General features: G+C 68.1%; 19 protein-coding genes. 6 read left to right on the top strand and 13 right to left on the bottom strand.

The window, feature by feature from the left end; translation table 11 throughout:
* Positions 1-145: 145 nt before the first annotated feature.
* The 4 genes from HNP48_RS06085 to HNP48_RS06070 are packed head-to-tail and all read right to left on the bottom strand — an operon-like array spanning position 146 to position 3,791.
* Positions 146-1,567 (bottom strand): MATE family efflux transporter, encoded by a 1,422-nt coding sequence (locus HNP48_RS06085; RefSeq protein WP_184855984.1) that lies wholly within the window; start codon positions 1,565-1,567, stop codon positions 146-148.
* Positions 1,564-2,031 carry a MaoC family dehydratase gene (locus HNP48_RS06080; protein WP_184855983.1) on the bottom strand — a complete coding sequence of 156 codons (468 nt, stop codon included), beginning with the start codon at positions 2,029-2,031 and terminating at the stop codon, positions 1,564-1,566. Before HNP48_RS06080 ends, HNP48_RS06085 begins: the two co-directional genes overlap by 4 nt.
* Positions 2,032-2,059: 28 nt before the next feature.
* Complete coding sequence (locus tag HNP48_RS06075; protein WP_184855982.1) at positions 2,060-3,316, bottom strand: MFS transporter; 1,257 nt, start codon at positions 3,314-3,316, stop codon at positions 2,060-2,062.
* On the bottom strand, positions 3,306-3,791 hold the full coding sequence (locus HNP48_RS06070; protein ID WP_184855981.1) for a MarR family winged helix-turn-helix transcriptional regulator: 486 nt from the start codon (positions 3,789-3,791) through the stop codon (positions 3,306-3,308). The genes HNP48_RS06075 and HNP48_RS06070 overlap by 11 nt, the downstream gene beginning before the upstream one ends.
* A gap of 55 nt (positions 3,792-3,846) precedes the next feature.
* Between HNP48_RS06070 and HNP48_RS06065 the strand changes: the two genes are divergently transcribed.
* The 3 genes from HNP48_RS06065 (at position 3,847) to gloA (ending at position 5,702) form a co-directional block, all read left to right on the top strand.
* Complete coding sequence (locus HNP48_RS06065; RefSeq protein WP_184855980.1) at positions 3,847-4,398, top strand: PaaI family thioesterase; 552 nt, start codon at positions 3,847-3,849, stop codon at positions 4,396-4,398.
* Between the two features lie 55 nt (positions 4,399-4,453).
* The gene (locus HNP48_RS06060) at positions 4,454-5,227 is read left to right on the top strand and encodes an SHOCT domain-containing protein (RefSeq protein ID WP_184855979.1); all 774 of its coding nucleotides are present in this window, start codon (positions 4,454-4,456) and stop codon (positions 5,225-5,227) included.
* 61 nt (positions 5,228-5,288) lie between these two features.
* On the top strand, positions 5,289-5,702 hold the full coding sequence (gene gloA / locus HNP48_RS06055; RefSeq protein ID WP_184855978.1) for a lactoylglutathione lyase: 414 nt from the start codon (positions 5,289-5,291) through the stop codon (positions 5,700-5,702).
* Between the two features lie 123 nt (positions 5,703-5,825).
* Here gloA and HNP48_RS06050 read toward each other — a convergent pair whose 3' ends face one another.
* From HNP48_RS06050 to HNP48_RS06040, 3 genes are all read right to left on the bottom strand, one after another.
* A complete protein-coding gene (locus tag HNP48_RS06050) occupies positions 5,826-6,887 on the bottom strand; it encodes a hypothetical protein (protein WP_184855977.1) in 1,062 nt (353 codons plus the stop codon).
* Positions 6,884-7,375, bottom strand: coding sequence for a tetratricopeptide repeat protein (locus HNP48_RS06045; protein WP_184855976.1), 492 nt, complete (start codon positions 7,373-7,375; stop codon positions 6,884-6,886). Before HNP48_RS06045 ends, HNP48_RS06050 begins: the two co-directional genes overlap by 4 nt.
* Before the next feature lie 220 nt (positions 7,376-7,595).
* A complete protein-coding gene (locus HNP48_RS06040) occupies positions 7,596-8,150 on the bottom strand; it encodes an OmpA family protein (RefSeq protein WP_184855975.1) in 555 nt (184 codons plus the stop codon).
* An 83-nt stretch (positions 8,151-8,233) separates the two neighbouring features.
* On the opposite strand from HNP48_RS06040, the gene HNP48_RS06035 reads away from it, so the two are divergent.
* On the top strand, positions 8,234-8,824 hold the full coding sequence (locus tag HNP48_RS06035) for a gamma-glutamylcyclotransferase (protein WP_184855974.1): 591 nt from the start codon (positions 8,234-8,236) through the stop codon (positions 8,822-8,824).
* 163 nt (positions 8,825-8,987) lie between these two features.
* Positions 8,988-9,509, top strand: a complete 522-nt coding sequence (locus HNP48_RS06030) for a superoxide dismutase family protein (protein ID WP_184855973.1) — start codon at positions 8,988-8,990, stop codon at positions 9,507-9,509.
* Here HNP48_RS06030 and HNP48_RS06025 read toward each other — a convergent pair.
* The 4 genes from HNP48_RS06025 to HNP48_RS06010 all read right to left on the bottom strand — a co-directional run bounded on the left by HNP48_RS06025 (position 9,496) and on the right by HNP48_RS06010 (position 13,525).
* On the bottom strand, positions 9,496-10,065 hold the full coding sequence (locus tag HNP48_RS06025; RefSeq protein ID WP_184855972.1) for an NTP transferase domain-containing protein: 570 nt from the start codon (positions 10,063-10,065) through the stop codon (positions 9,496-9,498). The two genes, HNP48_RS06030 and HNP48_RS06025, sit on opposite strands and share 14 nt — an antisense overlap.
* A complete protein-coding gene (locus tag HNP48_RS06020; protein ID WP_184855971.1) occupies positions 10,065-12,323 on the bottom strand; it encodes a xanthine dehydrogenase family protein molybdopterin-binding subunit in 2,259 nt (752 codons plus the stop codon). The genes HNP48_RS06025 and HNP48_RS06020 overlap by 1 nt, the downstream gene beginning before the upstream one ends.
* A gap of 13 nt (positions 12,324-12,336) precedes the next feature.
* Positions 12,337-12,798 (bottom strand): (2Fe-2S)-binding protein, encoded by a 462-nt coding sequence (locus HNP48_RS06015; protein WP_184855970.1) that lies wholly within the window; start codon positions 12,796-12,798, stop codon positions 12,337-12,339.
* Between the two features lie 154 nt (positions 12,799-12,952).
* Positions 12,953-13,525 carry a TetR/AcrR family transcriptional regulator gene (locus tag HNP48_RS06010; RefSeq protein ID WP_184855969.1) on the bottom strand — a complete coding sequence of 191 codons (573 nt, stop codon included), beginning with the start codon at positions 13,523-13,525 and terminating at the stop codon, positions 12,953-12,955.
* A gap of 82 nt (positions 13,526-13,607) precedes the next feature.
* Here HNP48_RS06010 and pdxH point away from each other — a divergent pair, with 82 nt between their 5' ends.
* Complete coding sequence (pdxH, locus tag HNP48_RS06005; protein ID WP_184855968.1) at positions 13,608-14,246, top strand: pyridoxamine 5'-phosphate oxidase; 639 nt, start codon at positions 13,608-13,610, stop codon at positions 14,244-14,246.
* On the opposite strand, the gene HNP48_RS06000 is transcribed toward pdxH, so the two are convergent.
* Together HNP48_RS06000 and HNP48_RS05995 are read right to left on the bottom strand one after the other, a co-directional pair.
* Positions 14,247-15,200, bottom strand: coding sequence for an AEC family transporter (locus tag HNP48_RS06000; RefSeq protein WP_184855967.1), 954 nt, complete (start codon positions 15,198-15,200; stop codon positions 14,247-14,249).
* Positions 15,201-15,275: 75 nt separating this feature from the next.
* Complete coding sequence (locus HNP48_RS05995) at positions 15,276-16,571, bottom strand: aspartate carbamoyltransferase (RefSeq protein ID WP_184855966.1); 1,296 nt, start codon at positions 16,569-16,571, stop codon at positions 15,276-15,278.
* Position 16,572: the final 1 nt, after the last annotated feature.

The raw sequence follows: 16,572 nt of genomic DNA, 5'->3' as shown, positions 1-16,572 counted from the left end.
CCCCCCTGAGTCGCTTCGCGCCTTCCCCCCAGGGGGACGCTCCCAGCGCAGGGGCTGGATACGCCGCCTTCGCGGCGGGGCGGCCCTTGCGCAGGAGCACTGACACTGGCCACGTCAGGCCCACCCGCAGCGGGCAAGCTCCAGTCTACGGCTGGGGAACGCGCCGCAGCAGCCCCGCCGGGCTGCTCGGCCAGCCCACCCGGCCGAACCAGGCGCCGCCGGCAATCGCCCAGCCGATCACGACGCCATAGACCAGCAGCGCAAGCGCCTGGGCGGCGAACACACCGGCCAGCCCCCCGTTCCAGCGCAGGGCCAGCCAGCCGCCAGCCACCGCCACGGCCAGCCGCGCCAGGTTGCCGGCCACGGGCCAGAACAGGCGGCCGGCCCCCTGCGAGGCAAAGTACAGCACCAGCCCCAGGCCGAAGAAGCCATAGACCGGCCCCACGGTGCGCAGGTACTGGCTGCCCGCGGCGATCATGGCCGGGTCGCTGGCGAACAGCGACAGCCAGGTGGCGGGAAACAGCGCGGCCCACAGGCCGATGGCCTCGGTCATGCCGAAGGCCATGGCGGCGCCGACCCAGGTGGCGCGCAGGGCGCGCTCGCGCTGGCCCGCGCCGATGCAGGTGCCGACCATGGCCACCAGCGGTGCACCAAAGCCAAAGACCAGCGGCACCAGCAGGTACTCCAGGCGCGATGCCGTGCCATAGCCCGCGATGGCCGCCGTGCCGAAGCCGCCTACCATGGCCGTGGTCACGCCGATGGCGACATTGGTCGCCACGGTGGAGACCGCCCCCACCAGGCCCACGCGCAGGATGTCGGCAAACAGCGGCCAGCGCAGTTGCAGCCCCTTGAACGAGGGCCGCAGCAGGCTGCGCGGCGACCACAGGTACCAGGCCAGCACGGCGCTGCCCAGCACGTAGTAGGCCATGAGCGCAATGGCACCGCCCGCGATGCCCAGACCCGGCAGCGGGCCCCAGCCAAAGATCAGCAGTGGCGACAGCGGAATGAGCACCAGCGCCCCCCACACCGTGACATAGGCTGGCACCGCCATGTTGCCCGTGCCGCGGATGATGGCCGCCAGGGTGTTGAACACCCAGACGCAAATGGCGCCGGCAAACACCCAGTTCGAATAGATGAGCGCCGCCTCCAGCGCGCCCCCGGCCCCGCCCATGCGGGTGTAAAGCCAGCGCCCGCCGCCCACCACCGCCACGCTGAAGCACAGCGCAAACACCAGGCCGATGACCAGGGCGTGCAGCACCAGGGCGTCCGCATCGTCGCGCCGGCGCGCACCCAGGGCCCGCGCGATGGCCGCTGCCACCCCGCCGCCAATGGCGCCGGCCGACATCATCTGCATCAGCATCACCACCGGAAACACCAGCGCCATGCCAGCCAACGCATCGGTGCCAAGCTTGCCCACGAAATAGGTCTCGATCAGCCCCACTCCGGCCTGGGCCAGCATCACCAGCACATTGGGCAGGGCCAGGCGCAGCAGCGTGGGGGCGATGGGCGCCTCCAGCAGCATGCGCGTGCGTGGGTTCATCGCGGCTGCCGCCGTCGTCGCGGTCATGACGCAGCACCCGGCCTGCGCGGCACGACGATGCGCACGGTGGAGATCTGCAGCACCTCGCCGTTCTGGTTGCGTGTCTCGCTGCGGATGGTGACCATGCCGCGGTCGGGCTTGGACCTGGAGGGGTTCACCTCCATGACCTCGCTCACCACATGCAGCACATCGGTGGGCCGCGTGGGCCGGGGCCAGGCCACATCGCCGCTGGCGCCGATGATGCCGCCCGCCACCGGCAGGCCCGTGGTCACCTGCAGGCGCATGGTGATGGCCGCCGTGTGCCAGCCGCTCGCGGCCAGGCCACCGAACAGCGTGCCCTGGGCGGCGGCGTCATCCATATGGAAGGGCTGCGGATCGAACTGCTGGGCGAAGGCAATGATCTGCGCCGCGTCCATCGCGTGTTCGCCGCTCTGGAAACGCCGGCCCACGGCCATGTCTTCGAGGTACAGGGGTTGCACGGTGCTTGTCATGGGGAGTGTCTTGGGAGGGTGTGGGGCTTCAAGCCGCGGCAGGCACCAGGCGCTTGAGCGGCGCCTCACGGATCGGCAGGTTCACCAGCGCGGCACCCACGGCCAGCGCGATGTCGATGTACCAGACCCAGTCGTAGCTGCCCGTGGCCTGGAACACGCTGCCGCCCAGGTAGGCGCCGAAAAAGCCGCCGATCTGGTGCGAGAGCATCACCAGGCCGAACAGCATGGCCATGTTGGCCGTGCCGAACATCTTGGCCACCAGGCCGGCCGTGGGCGGCACGGTGGACAGAAAACTCACCCCCATCACCGCGGCAAAGACCAGCACCACGGCCGTGGTCTTGGGGGCGAACAGGAAGATCAGCACCGCCAGGCCGCGCGTGGCGTACAGGATGGAGAGCAGCGACTTCATGCGCCAGCGCCCCACGGCCCAGCCCATGGCCAGGCTGCCGACGATGTTGAACAGCCCGATCATGGCCAGCGACCAGCCGCCAACTTCGGGTGGCAGCCCGCAGGCCGCGATCACGCCTGGCAGGTGCGTGGCCAGAAAGGCCACATGGAAGCCGCAGACCAGAAAGCCCGCCGCCAGGTACAGGTAGCTGGGCGTGGCCAGTGCCTGGGCGATGGCCTGGCGCGCGGTCAGCGCCTGGGTGCCCGATGCCGCGGCCGCCTGGGCCGCCAGCGCCTTGGAATTGCCCTTGAGCACCAACGCCGCCGGCAGCGCCAGCAGCACCAGCACGCCCAGCCACTGCATGGCACTGGCCCAGCCCACGGCAGCCGTGAGGCCGATGGCAATGGGCGCCATGGCGAACTGCCCGAAGGAGCCGCCCGCATTCACGATGCCGGTGGCCAGCCCGCGCTGGGCCGGGGGCACCAGGCGCGTGCTCGCCGCCATCAGCACCGAGGGGCCGGCCATGCCGGCGCCGCCTGCGGCCAGCACGCCGATGGCCAGGATCAGCCCGGCCGTCGTCGTCATCAGCGGCGTGATGATGGTGCCCACCGCCACCAGCGCCACGCCCAGCAGAATCACCCGCCCGGTGCCGATGCGGTCGGCCACCGCGCCCGCAAAGGGCTGGGTCAGGCCCCACCACAGCTGGCCGAACGCGAAGGCCAGGCTGATGCTGCCCACGCCCAGGCCGGTGGAGGTGTTGAGGGCTGAGAGGAACAGCCCCATGGTCTGGCGCGTGCCCATGGTCAGGGCAAAGGCACCGGCTGCGGCCAACAGCACCAGCCAGACGGCGATCTTGCGGCCGCTCGACGCGGGGGGGTTGAGCACATCACTCGCCATGGTCAAGCTCCGATACGGGGGACAGCAGTTCCAGGGATTCATCGGCCAGCGCGTGCAGCGCCATCACGCGCTCCAGGCCCAGCAGGTCATTGAGCGAGACCTGCGCCACCTTCCAGCAGCGCTGGGCCTCGGCGCGCTTGTCGCGGCCCGCGTCAGTGATGTGCACCAGGCGGCTGCGTGCATCGGTGCCCGCCTCCAGCGTCACCCAGCCCGCATCCACCAGCGGACGCAGGTTGCGCGTGAGGGTGGACGCATCCATCTTCATCTCCGCCGCCAGGTCGCCCGGCCGGATGGGCCCGAGCTTGAACACATGCGACAGCAGCGAGTACTGCGTGGTCTTGAGACCGCACTTGGCCATCTCGGTGTCGTAGTGCTGGCCCACGCGCCGCAGCAGCTGGCGCAGCTTGAAGTTGGTACAGCCCTGCGGTCGCCGGGGCACGGCAGGTGTCTCGAAGGTGGCTGTTTCGGCTTGCATGGAGATTATTGTATCTGCAATAATTGCATATGCAACACTTCAACCGGGAAACCCCATGACGCAACACAACCAACTCGAACAATGGCTTGCCCAGGAGCAGGAAATAATGGCCCGCATGGATGCCGGCGTGGGCCCGGGCGTGGCACGTCCTGACCAGGTGGCCGGGCTCGATGGCCTGCAGATGATGCAGGCCATGCTGCGCGGCGAGCTGCCCTACCCGCCCATCGCCCGCACACTGGACTTTCGCCTGGTGGAAGTGGGTGAAGGCCTGGCCGTCTTCCAGGGCACGCCCCGCGTGGAGCACCTGAACCCCATGGGCACCGTGCACGGCGGCTGGTTCGCCACCCTGCTCGACTCAGCCCTGGGCTGCGCGGTGCACACCCGCATGCTGCCCGGGCGCGGCTACACCACGGCCGAGCTGGGCGTGAACCTCGTCAAGGCCATCACCCCCAAGGTGCCCCGCGTGCGCGCCGAAGGCCGGGTCATCCACTGCGGCCGCCAGCTCGCCACAGCCGAAGCACGCCTGGTAGGCCCCGACGGCACCCTGTACGCCCACGCCACCACCACCTGCCTGGTGTTTGACCTGCCCGCGCAAGCGAAGGCATAAGACACAGGTCTGGTGCTACCCTACGGGACCGCAGCGGAACCTCACCAAGGGGTATATGGCACCAGAACTCAGCGAACACGGTCGGCAACTTGTTTCCAGCCTGGCATCGCGCACCGGCTTCAGCCCCGAGGCGGTGAGGCAGTTGCTGCTGGCCCTGCAGAGGGGCAACGGCACCATGGCGCAGTTTTCGCACCCCGAGTTGGGCGGCGGCGGCCAATGGGCGCGTGGCGGCATGCTCATGATCGGCGACATGTTCAACGACGCCTTGAAGGCGCGCGTGAATGCGCTGGCCACCGAACTGGCCAGCGCCCTTGTGGTTGGTTCACCGGCCCCCTTGCAGACGAGCCCTCCCCCATCGCAGTCCCATCGCAGCGGCGCAATGGGGTTCGGCAGTACCCCGCCATCACTCTTCACTGCCGATCCCCAGCCCACCTGGTATCCAGCGGACCTGGGCACACCCAACAGCAGCGGCGCGCAGAACGCCACCCGGTATGCCTACTTCGCAGGCAAGCGCCGCCTGGCGGTGGAGGTGGGTGGCAGGGTGTCGCTGTACGACACGCTGGAACACCAGATCACCGGCTTTGGCCAGCAGCAAGGTGGCACTGGATCGCTGAGCTTCACCAGCCAGCACGGCACCGTGGACCTCTCGACCCTGCCAGTCGTCCACGGGGGCCATGAAGCCGCAGCAGCGTCCGGCAGCAGCGGCAGCGGCAACGCGCAAGCCTCCGTCTTCGAGGCCATCGCGCAACTTTCAGCGCTGAAAGACAGAGGCATCCTCACCGAGCAGGAGTTCGCGGCGAAGAAGGCCGAACTGCTCGCAAGGATCTGACCCTGCCCACCACCACCCTGCACCTGCACCAGGTCTTCGATCTGCCTGCACAATCAAGGGCATGAGATTCCTCCACACGATGCTCCGCGTTGGCAACCTTCAACGCTCGATTGATTTCTACACCCAGGTGCTGGGCATGCAGCTGCTGCGCCAGTCCGAGAACCCCGAGTACAAGTACTCGCTGGCGTTTCTCGGCTTCGACGGCGGCAACCCCGGCCAGGCCGAGATCGAACTCACCTACAACTGGGGCACCGAAAGCTACGACCTGGGCACGGCCTATGGCCACATCGCCCTGGGCGTGCCCGATGCGTATGCAGCCTGCGAGAAGATCAAGGCGGCAGGCGGCAATGTCACGCGCGAGGCCGGGCCAGTGAAGGGCGGCACCACGGTGATCGCCTTTGTGACGGACCCCGATGGCTACAAGATCGAGCTGATTGAGCGCAAGAGCGATACGGGCGGAACAGGGCTGCGGTGAGCGCCCGGCCCTGCCCTCCCCAAAGAACAAGCCCGGCAAAGCCGGGCTTTGTTGTATCTGCGCGGGCGTCAGGCCATGAGCCCTCTCCTGGGCCAGGGGCATGCGCGGCAGAAGAACAGGTTCTTACCCCCGGATCATGTTCATGATGCCGATGGCCGGCTCGACGGCCTTGAACACACCGGCTGCGCCCTGCACGGCATCCTTGGTCCGGCCCGCGTCGTTGAGAGCGCTTTCGTGCAGCGCGGTGGCCGTGGCAATGTCCGTGCCGTCCAGCGAATTGATCATGGCCGACGCCACCAACTCGCCTTCCGCATCGAGTTCGGTGCGTCTTCCGTCAGGTGTTGCCAGCGATGTGACGTTCTGGCGAACGCCATCCAGCGTTTCCTTGAGATGTTCACGGTCTGCATCGTCTGTGAGCATCCCTCCCACGGTGGACGCCACGGCCACCGCCGTGCCAGCATACGAGGCCACCTTGCCTGCCACTTCATACGCCATGGGCAGGCCCGATAGTCCCGCACTGACCGCGATCGATGCCACCGCCAGCCCCACACCGACCGTGATGCCAATCCCCTTGGCAACCGAGCTGGCGGTCTCCGCGCTGACGCCGCACCGCGTCAACACCCCATGCGCCATGTTGGCCACGATGCTGTTGCCCATGGGCAGGGTGTCGTAAGGGGGCGGCCGGTGGTCGGCAATGGCTTCGGTGTTGCGCATGTTGCGGTAGGCACAGATGGCATCGCCGGTGGAGACCGCGAAGTTCACGCAGGCCAGCGCCAGCAAGGGGGTGGCGCCGCCAAACGATATGGCCGTGAGGCCCGCGGCCACGCCCACCGCCACGCCAGACAGGGCCACGCCCAGCGCCTTTTTCCAGAACGAGGTCTTGGCCACGTCCACGCCCTCCTGCCGGGCCGCGAGCAGCTTTTCACCGGCCGCGACCAACTTGCCCTTGGCCACCTCGGCCCGTGAGGGCGCCACGCCCGCGCGGGCAGGCTCGGAGGCGGTTGCGCGCACCCGGTCGGCCTGGCCTGCAGACACATCGCTGCGTGGCGGTGCGGGCAAGGTCAGCGACACCGGAGCCTGAGAAGCGGCCTGTGCAGTCTGGGTGGCCCGCGGTGCAGGTTCACTGCCGACGGTGCCGAACATATTGGCCGGACGGCCCATTCCAACGCCGATGGGGGAGCTCATGCTGCACCTCCGTTCAGGCTGGACAGGCGCGCTTGCGCGTGGGCGCGCACCAAGTGGTATTCAGGGTCCAGGTAACTCAGCTGGATGCAGGAGCGATAGGCCTCTTCGGCCTCTTGGAGATTGCCCATGGCTTCCATGCACTCGCCCAGCCGCAGGATGCAGCCCGCGTTCGTGGCATCCATCAGCAGCGCCTGCGCGTAGTGCTGGGCAGCGGCTTCGTGCTGGCCCAGCAGTTGCTGCGCGAGCGCGTAGGCAAACTGGAAGCGCGGCTCCCAGGGGTCATGCGTGACCAGCAGCATCAGGTCCTCCACGGCCTCCTGCGCGCGGCCTTCCGCCAGGTGGCCGTAGGCTTCGGCGTAGACCGCTTCCAGGTCGTCGTCGGTGATTCCCTTGACGGACGCCAGCGTGACGCCGTGGTTGATAAAGGCATCGGCAATGCCGTCGGGGGTGCTGAGGTCGACGGTGGTGGCGTCGGGCGATGGGGACATGGTGGGCTCCTGACTGGACAGTCCAGTGATCGCTGAGTAACCAGACGCCACCAATAGTTCCTGAACTGCCCTTGCCTGGCACAGACCAGGCACCTCCACCAGGGGTTGCTGCGCCCAGCCGGGCTCGGTGTTGTCGATCTGCACTTCCGCCACGGAACACCAGAAAAAAGCCCGGCACTGCCGGGCTTTTCCGTTCAGGGGCGGCTGCCCAGGAAGCGGGTCAGCTGGCAGCCAATGCCACCTCCACCCGCCGCGCCTCGGCATTGCTGCCACTCGCGGTAGTGTCCTCAGGCTTCTTCAGCTCGATCTTGTCTTCGGCCACGCCCAGGCCCTTGAGCGCATCGCGCACGGCAAAGGCGCGCTGCTTGGCCAGTTCGGCATTGGCGGCCGCGTCGCCCGTGGCGTCGTTGAAGCCCGAAACCACGGCCTTCTTGCCTTCGGCCACGCCCTTGACCACGTCGGCCAGGGCTTCGTTGGCGCCAGCGGCCAGCTCGGCCTTGCCGCTGGCGAAGTAGAACTTCACGACGCCGTTCTCGACGCGCACGCTGGCTGCGTCAGCGGCCGGGGCGCTTGCCGCGTTGGTGGCAGGAGCAGCAGTTGCTGCGGCTGCGACCGCCGGTGCGGTGGCCGCAGGGACCGGCTTGGCGGGCGCTGCGGCCCGCAGGCGCTTGACCACCACGGTACCGACCGCGGTGGAGATCACCAGTGCGATCAGGATGAACAAAAAACCGAGTGCAAAACGTTCTTGGCTGTCGTTATCGGAACTACCGGACATGAAGTCTCCCTGTGTTGTCTCTGTCTGTGGTGGATATTGTCAGGCGCCCCGCTTGGGCACCTTCTTCATTGTAGAGTGATGTGATGACCAGTCTTCCTGCGCCGCTGCGTGACCCCGCCCCCATGCTGGAGCGGGCCCTGCAGGAATGGGGTGGCCACCGCGACCTGTGGATCTTTGGCTATGGTTCGCTGATCTGGCGGCCCGATTTCGACTTTGCCGAGCGGCGTGCGGCACGCGTGCATGGCTGGCACCGCGCGCTCAAGATGTGGAGCCGCATCAACCGCGGCACGCCCGAGTGCCCGGGCCTGGTGTTCGGCATGCTCTCGGGCGGCAGTTGCCGGGGCATGGTGTTCCGCGTGGACAAGGCGCATGCGCGCCAGGTGCTGGTCAACCTGTGGCAGCGCGAGATGATGACCGGGGTGTACGACCCGCGCTGGCTCACCTGCCACACACCCCACGGTGCCGTGCAGGCCCTGGCCTTCACCCTGTCGCGCAAAAGCCCCAACCACACGGGCGAACTGCCCGACCAGGAGTACCGGCGCATCTTCGAGGAGGCCTGCGGCCGCTACGGCACCACGCGCGACTATGCCCAGGCCACCTACGATGAGCTTTGCCGCCTGGGCATCCACGACCGTTCGCTTGCAAGATTACTTTCTCTTACCGTGAAAAAGTAGGCATAGTGGTGCCCCTGCGGCGTACGGTTCGCCGGGTCGGCGGCAGCGGCAACGCATCATGGCGCGGCGGACGGCGCATCCGTACCAGTGTCCCAAGGCGTGGGCGCCCGATGCAGCGCGCATGCCCCATGCCTGCCAATATTTCAAGCAAGGAGTGAATTTCATGAATCTTCGTTTTGCAGCGCTCGCCGTGGCCGTTGCCTCCCTGGCGGGCTGTGCCGCCTTTTCCTCGTCCGGCCCCTCGGCCACGGCCAAGCTGGAATCCACGCGCGGCAACACCACCACCGGCACGGTGACCTTCACCCAGACGGGCGAAACCGTCAAGGTGGTGGGCGAGGTGCGCGGCCTCAAGCCCAATGCCGAGCATGGTTTCCACGTCCATGAAAAGGGCGACTGCTCCAGCGGCGACGGCATGAGCACAGGCGGCCACTTCAACCCCGGTGGCAAGCCGCACGGCAGCCATGGGGGCGCCGAGCACCACACGGGCGACCTGCCCAGCCTCAAGGCCGATGCCGGTGGCGTGGCCCGGATCAATTTCGAGTCGCGTTCCATCCGCGTGGGCAGCAGCGCCAACGACATCGTCGGCAAGGGCCTGATCGTGCACCGCGACCCCGATGACTACACCACCCAGCCCACGGGCAACGCCGGCCCGCGCCTGGCGTGCGCAGTGATCACGGCAAAGTAAGCCGGCCGGCCAGGACCTGCTCCGCCCGGGCCAGGTCCTGCACGGTGTCCACATCGGTCACCGTGCCTTCATCGTCCACCTCCACCAGCCGCACCCTGCCCTGCTGTTGCTGCTCGCGCACCACGCTGGCGGCGCCCTGCTCCCCCGCCAGGGCCAGCAGGCCAGGCAGGCATTGCGCAGAAAAAGCCACCGGGTGGCCGCGCTCGCCACGGTATTCGGGCACCGCCACCGCACAGCCGTAGAGTGCCGCCGCCATGCGGCGCAGGGTGCGCGGCTGCACCAGGGGCAGATCGCCCGGCAGCACCAGCCAGCCCGGTGCGTTGGCCGTGGCGCGCACCGCCGCCGCGATCGAATCGCCCATGCCCGGGTGGCCCACGTCCTCCAGGTGCCAGGGCAGGCCGCTGGCGCGCACGGCGGCCAGCGTGTGCTCCAGCACCGGCAGGCCGTGGAGCAGCGCACTCAGCTTGTGGACGGTGCCGCCCGAGGCGGCAAAGCGCTCGCCCCGGCCAGAGGCCAGCACGAGCACGATGGGGGATGGCAGCGGTTCTGGTTCCATCACGCCATTTTGAACGGCAATTCGCGCAGCGTCTTGCCGGTGAGCTGTGCAATGGCGTTGGCGAACGCCGGCGCCAGCGGGGGCAGCCCGGGCTCGCCCATGCCCGTGGGGGGCTCGGCACTGGGCACGATGTGCACGGCCACCTGGGGCATGTCGGTGATGCGCGGCACCGCGAAGTCGCCGAAATTGCTTTGCTCCACCACGCCGTCCTTGAGCGTGACGGCGCCACCCGGCAGGCACATCGACAGCCCCATCAGCGCCCCGCCCTGCACCTGGGCCTCCACGCTTTTCGGGTTGACCGCCAGGTTGCAATGCACGCCGGCCGTGATGCGGTGCAGCTTGGGCGCACCGTCCTTGGTCACCGAGGCCTCGACCACATAGGCCACGACCGACTGGAAGGACACGTGCACCGCCACGCCCCAGGCGCGGCCCGCAGGCAGCTTCTTCTTGCCATAGCCCGACTGGGCCACGGCCAGCTCCAGGGCCGCCTTGTGGCGCGGGTGCTTGTCGCCCATGAGGCGCAGGCGGTAGGCCACGGGGTCCTGCTTCGTGGTGCGGGCCACTTCATCGATCAGTGTTTCCATCGCATAGGCGGTGTGGGTGGAGCCCACGCTGCGCCACCACAGCACCGGCACATTGACCTGCGGGTGGTGGACCGAGAGCTTCATCGGCACATCATAGGGCTCCTTCATGCCTTCGATGGCCGTGGCATCGATGCCGTTCTTGACCATGAAGCCCTCGAAGGGCGAGCCCTTGAGGATGGACTGGCCCACGATGGTGTGGTCCCAGGCCAGCACATTGCCCTGGGCGTCGAAGCCGATCTCGGCGCGGTGCACGTGCATGGGGCGGTAGTAGCCGCCCTTGATGTCGTCCTCGCGGCTCCAGAGCGTGCGCACCGGGGCTGCCAGGCCTGCGGCCCCGGCCGCCTTGGCGACCGCGCAGGCCTCCACCACGTAGTCGGCCGTGGGCACGCCACGGCGGCCAAAGCCGCCCCCGGCCATCTGGGTGTGGATCTTCACGTCCTGCGGTTGCAGGCCCAGGGCCTTGGCCGCGGCCACGGCGTCCAGGCCCGGCATCTGCGTGCCCATCCACAGCTCGGCCTTGTTGCCGACCAACTGCACGGTGCAGTTGAGCGGCTCCATGGGGGCATGCGCCAGGTAGGGGAAGACGTACTCGGCGCTGATCCTGTGCGGCGCGTTCGCCAGCGGGGCTGTGTCGGCCTGCATGGCCACCAGGCCGGGCTTGGCCGCCAGCTCGCGGTAGCTGGCCAGCATCTGCACGGTGTCGGCCTTCTCGACCGCGGCCGTGTCCCATTCCACCTTGAGCGCATCGCGCCCCTGCTTGGCGGCCCAGTAGCCGTCGGCCACCACGGCCACGCCCTCGCCGCCGCGGTCCACGGGCACGCGCAGCACGGCCTTGACGCCCTTGACCGCCTTGGCGGCCGAATCGTCCAGGGACTTCAGTTTGGCCGCGAACACCGGGGGGCGCGCGACCACGGCGGTCAGCATGCCGGGCAGGCGCACGTCGATGCCGTAGCCCTGCTGGCCGCTGGCTTTGGCCTTGGCATCGAGCCGGCCCGTGGGCTTGCCGATCAGGCGGAACTGCTTGGGGTCCTTGAGCGTGACCTTCTCGGGCACGGGCAGCTTCATGGCCGCCTCGGCCAGCTCGCCATAGCCCAGCTTCTTGCCGCCGGGGCCCACGACAAAGCCGCTTTGCGTGCGCAGGGTCGATGCATCCACCCCCCACTGCGCCGCCGCGGCCGAGACCAGCATGGCACGCGTGCGCGCGCCCAGTTCGCGGTACTGGGTGTAGGAGTTCTTGATGGAATTGGAGCCGCCCGTGAGGTGCATGCCCATGGCCGGATCGGCATAGGCCGGATTGGCATCGCCGTGCGTGCTGCGCACCTTGGACCAGTCGGCATCGAGCTCTTCGGCCAGGATCATGGGCAGGCCGGTCTGCACGCCCTGGCCGAAATCGAGCCGGTTGATGGTGACGGTGACCGTGCCATCGGGCTCGATGCGCACAAAGGCCGAGGGCTGCTCGAAGGGCTTGAGACCGCCCGCCGGCGCGGCTGCGCCCTGGGCCACGGCAGCCAGAGGGAACGCACCCAGCGCAAAGCCGGTGGCCGCCGTGACCTTGAGGAAGCTGCGGCGCGCCAGGCCCTGCGCGGGTTCGGCGGGCGCATCCTGCACGCTTTCGAGCAGTGCCAGCAGGTGGCGGGGCATGTGGGCCTGAACGGTGTGGGGTTCGAAATGCATGGTGTGCGCTCCTTCAGGCCAGGCTGCGGGCCGCATCGTGGATGGCGGCACGGATGCGCACATAGGTGCCACAGCGGCAGATGTTGCCGGCCATGGCGGTGTCGATGTCGGCATCGCTCGGCTTCTTCTTGCCCTTGAGCAGGGCCGTGGCGCTCATGATCTGGCCGCTCTGGCAGTAGCCGCATTGCGCCACGTCGTGCTTGACCCAGGCGGCGTGCACGGCCTTGCCCACCTTGTCGTTGGCAGCGATGGCCTCGATGGTGGTGATCTTCTGGCCCGCCGCCGCCGAAATGGGCGTGATGCACGAGCGGATGGGTGCGCCATTGAGGTGCACCGTGCAGGCGCCGCACAGGGCAGCGCCGCAGCCGAACTTGGTGCCGGTCATGCCCAGCGTGTCGCGCAGGGCCCAGAGGATGGGGGTGGACTCATCGGCATCCACCACCGTTTCTTTGCCGTTGATATGGAGGGTTGGCATCGTGGGTTCTCCTTGGGGAGGTGTTTTCAGGGGGACTGACGGAAACAGCAGAACGCAGGCGGCTTCAACACCGCCTTCGGTCAGGCAACGCAAACGCAGAAGGTGTTGCCATTTTTAAGAGAATATTTATTCGATTAAAGCGCAAATTGAAGAGTTACGCTTTGAGCGCATCCCAGCACAGGCTGAAGGCGGCCTGGTGCAGCGCCTCGTCGTCGGGCAGCACGCCCGTGCGCACCAGGGTGGCGGTGTCGCGCACCGAGCCCGTGAGGCTGGCGGTGAGCAGCGGCACGGGCACGGCCTTGAGGATCTCCTGCTCCTGCCCCTCGCGCATGAGCGCGTAGAAGCCGGTCATCAGGCGCGTGGAGAACTCGCGGTTGCCCTCGGTGAACCAGGGGGAGTTGTAGTACTGCTCCTGGAACACCACCTCGGCGTACTGGTCGAGCCGGTGGCGCAGCAGGTTCTCCCAGATGCGGCGCACGCGCGCGCGGTACGGCAGGCTGGGCACCACGCCTTCCATGATGCGCGCGGCGGTGACGGTCTTGGCGTCCTGGTAGAGCTGGCTGATGAGCTCGTCCTTGGACGGGTAGTAGACATACAGCGTGCTCGTGGCAATGCCGGCGGCGCGCGCGATCTGCGCCATGGTGAGGCCGCTCAGCCCGGTCTGGCCCACCAGATCGAAGGTGGCCTGCGCAATGGCGCGCTGCTTTTCGTCGTCCTTGGGTTTCATCGCAGAGCGAATATAAGCGAATTTTTATTCGACAACAACCGGCTGCGCGAGGGGCTCTGCAGCAGGGGTGCACAATCGCGGCATGACCACCTCCATCGCCGACTTGCGCAAGAGCTACGAGCGCGCCGAACTCAACGAAGACGCCTCGCATGCTGCGCCGCTGCAGCAATTCGATCAATGGCTGAAGGAAGCCATTTCCGCCCAGGTGCCCGAGCCCAATGCCATGACCCTGGCCACCGTGGGCGGCGACCTGCGCCCCAGCACGCGCATCGTGCTGATCAAGGGCTATGACGAGCGCGGCATCGTCTGGTTCACCAACTACGAAAGCCGCAAGGGCCGCCAGATCGCGGGCAACCCGTTTGCCGCGCTGCAGTTCCACTGGGTGGAGCTCGAACGCGTGGTGCGCATCGAGGGCGTGGTGGAAAAGGTCAGCGACGAGGAGAGCGATGCCTACTTCGCCAGCCGCCCACTGGATTCGCGCATCGGCGCCTGGGCCAGCCCGCAAAGCCAGGTCATCACCGGCCGCAGCGTGCTGGTGGCCAATGCGGCGAAGTACGGCGCCCAGTTTCTGCTGAGCCCCCCGCGCCCGCCGCACTGGGGTGGCTACCGTTTGAAGCCCGAGCAATGGGAGTTCTGGCAGGGCCGCAAGAGCCGCCTGCACGACCGGCTGCGCTACCGGCTCGATGGAGTCGAATGGCTACGAGAACGCCTGGCCCCGTGATCAGACCAGGAATCGGGTGACCAGCACGATCACCACCGGCATGGTGATCAGCGCCAACGCGGTCGATACGGCCACGCTGGCCGTCACCTCGTCCTGCGCCACTTCGTAGCGCTGCGAGAACAGGAACACATTGGCGCCCACCGGCAGCGATGCCGCCACCACCATCACCGCCAGCGGCATGCCCTTGAGCCCCATGGCCCAGCCCACGGCCGCCATGGCCACAGGGTGCACCAGGCACTTGACGAGAGCGATGCGCAGGGCCGCGCGGAAATGCGAGCCCACGGTGGTGAAGGCCAGCGTCACGCCCACCAGCAGCAACGCCAGCGGCCCCAGGGCCTGGCCCAGCAGTTCCAGCGGCTTGTCGATGACCAGCGATATCGGCAGGCCCGTCTGCGCATACAGCAGGCCGGCGATGATGGGCAGGGGAATCGGGTGGACGATGCCGTTGCGCACCGCCATGAGCACCGTGCGCAGCATGGAGCGGCCCTCGTGCCCCGGGGTGCCCGCGCGCTCGCGCGCGGCTGCCAGCTCGAACACCACGGTGGCGGCCGTGAGCAGGATCAGCGCGTGCAATGAGATCAAGGTGAACAGCGTGACCAGCCCGGCCTCGCCGAAGACCAGGCCCACCAGCGGCACGCCAATCATCACCGTGTTGCTGAACATATTGGCCAGCGCCCGCGCCGCCGCCAGACTGGTGAAGCCCAGCAGCAGCATGGTGCCACCGAACACCAGGCCCGCCGCCGCGAAGTACGCGGCAATGGGCGCAAAGTCCACATCGCCCAGGTGCACCGAACTCATGGTTCGGAATAGCAGCGCCGGCGTGAGCACCATGAACACCAGGTTGGAGAGGTCCTTGACCGAGCCCGCCCGTATCCACCCCCGGTTGCCCGACAGAAAGCCGATGGCGATGAACAGGACGACGGGGATCAGGGAGGCGAAGACGGGGGAGTTCACGGGACAGCGGCGCGCGGGGGAGAAGGCTTTGAGTGTAGTACCTGCAAGGGTTTACCCTCAGGCATTCTCAGCCTCTCAGTCCAGGCCATCGAACACGGCATCGTCGGGCCCGATGTGCGAGGGCGATCGCCAGCCGGCATCGCGCATGGAGCGCGCCACCTGGTTCTCCACGCCCAGCAGCACGGCGAACAGCGCCATGCGCACGGGGATGCCATTGTCCGTCTGGCGGAAGATGGCCAGGCGCGGGTCGTGGTTGAGGTCGGTGCTGAGGTCGTTGGCGCCAGGCCGGCCATCGCGTGGCAGCGGGTGCATGAGGATGGTGTCGCTCTTGCACAGTTCGTCCACCAGCGACTTGCGGATCTGGAACTCGGGCGTGTAGCCCTCGATCTCCTCGCCCACGAAGCGCTCCTTCTGGATGCGCGTGGCGTACACCACGTCGGCGCCGCGCAGCCCTTCCTGCAGCGACGAAGTCTGCTCGATCACATGACCGTTGCGCGCCACCAGCTCCAGCAGGTAGGCGGGCATCTCCAGCGAGGGCGGGGCCACCAGGCTGAACTTGAGCCCCTTGTACAGCGCCAGCAGGCGGATGAGGGAGTGCACCGTGCGGCCGTACTTCAGGTCGCCCACCAGGGCCACATGCGTGCCATCGACCAGCTTGCCCAGGCGCGAGAACTCGCGCTGGATGGTGTAGAGATCCAGGATGGCCTGGCTCGGGTGCTCGCCCGGGCCGTCGCCCGCGTTGATCACAGGGATGTTGGTGGCACGTGCGAACTCGGCCACCGCGCCCTGCTCCGGGTGGCGCACCACCAGCGCATCCACATAGCCGGCCATCACGCGGCTGGTGTCGTAGATCGACTCGCCCTTGGCCATGGACGAGAAGGTGAAGCCCGTCGTGTCGCACACCGTGCCGCCCAGGCGGCAGAAGGCCGCGCCAAAGCTCACGCGCGTGCGTGTGCTGGCCTCGAAGAACAGGCTGCCCAGCACGGCGCCCTCCAGCACGCGCGAGACCTTCTGGCGCCGCGCGATGGGCTGCATCAGATCGGCCACCTGGAACAGGTCTTCCAGACTGCCCCGGTCGAACTGGGCCACCGAGAGCAGGTGCGGCCGACCCTCGGCCGCGATGCGCTGGGCCAGGGGCCGGGCGGCCTGCGCCCTGCCCGGCTCCGCCCCGACGGCCCGGGCTTCGTGCGCGAGGATCTCGGCAACGAACTTCTCCACCATCTCGGGCATGGAGCGCGCCTCGCCCGAGTCGGACGGCAGCAGCCAGGTATCGAGGGCGCGCCGGCGCACGCCCAGACGGTCGGAAAACGCATCGCGCGTGAGGTTGAGGCGGCGCATGGCGTCGCGCAGGAAGTCTTGTTGGCTGTTCATG

It is taken from the genome of Acidovorax soli, from assembly GCF_014207955.1.
In the GTDB taxonomy this organism is placed as follows: domain Bacteria; phylum Pseudomonadota; class Gammaproteobacteria; order Burkholderiales; family Burkholderiaceae_C; genus Acidovorax; species Acidovorax soli_A.
Note: the sequence above shows the minus strand (reverse complement) of the source record. Positions and strands in the feature narration are given on the sequence as shown.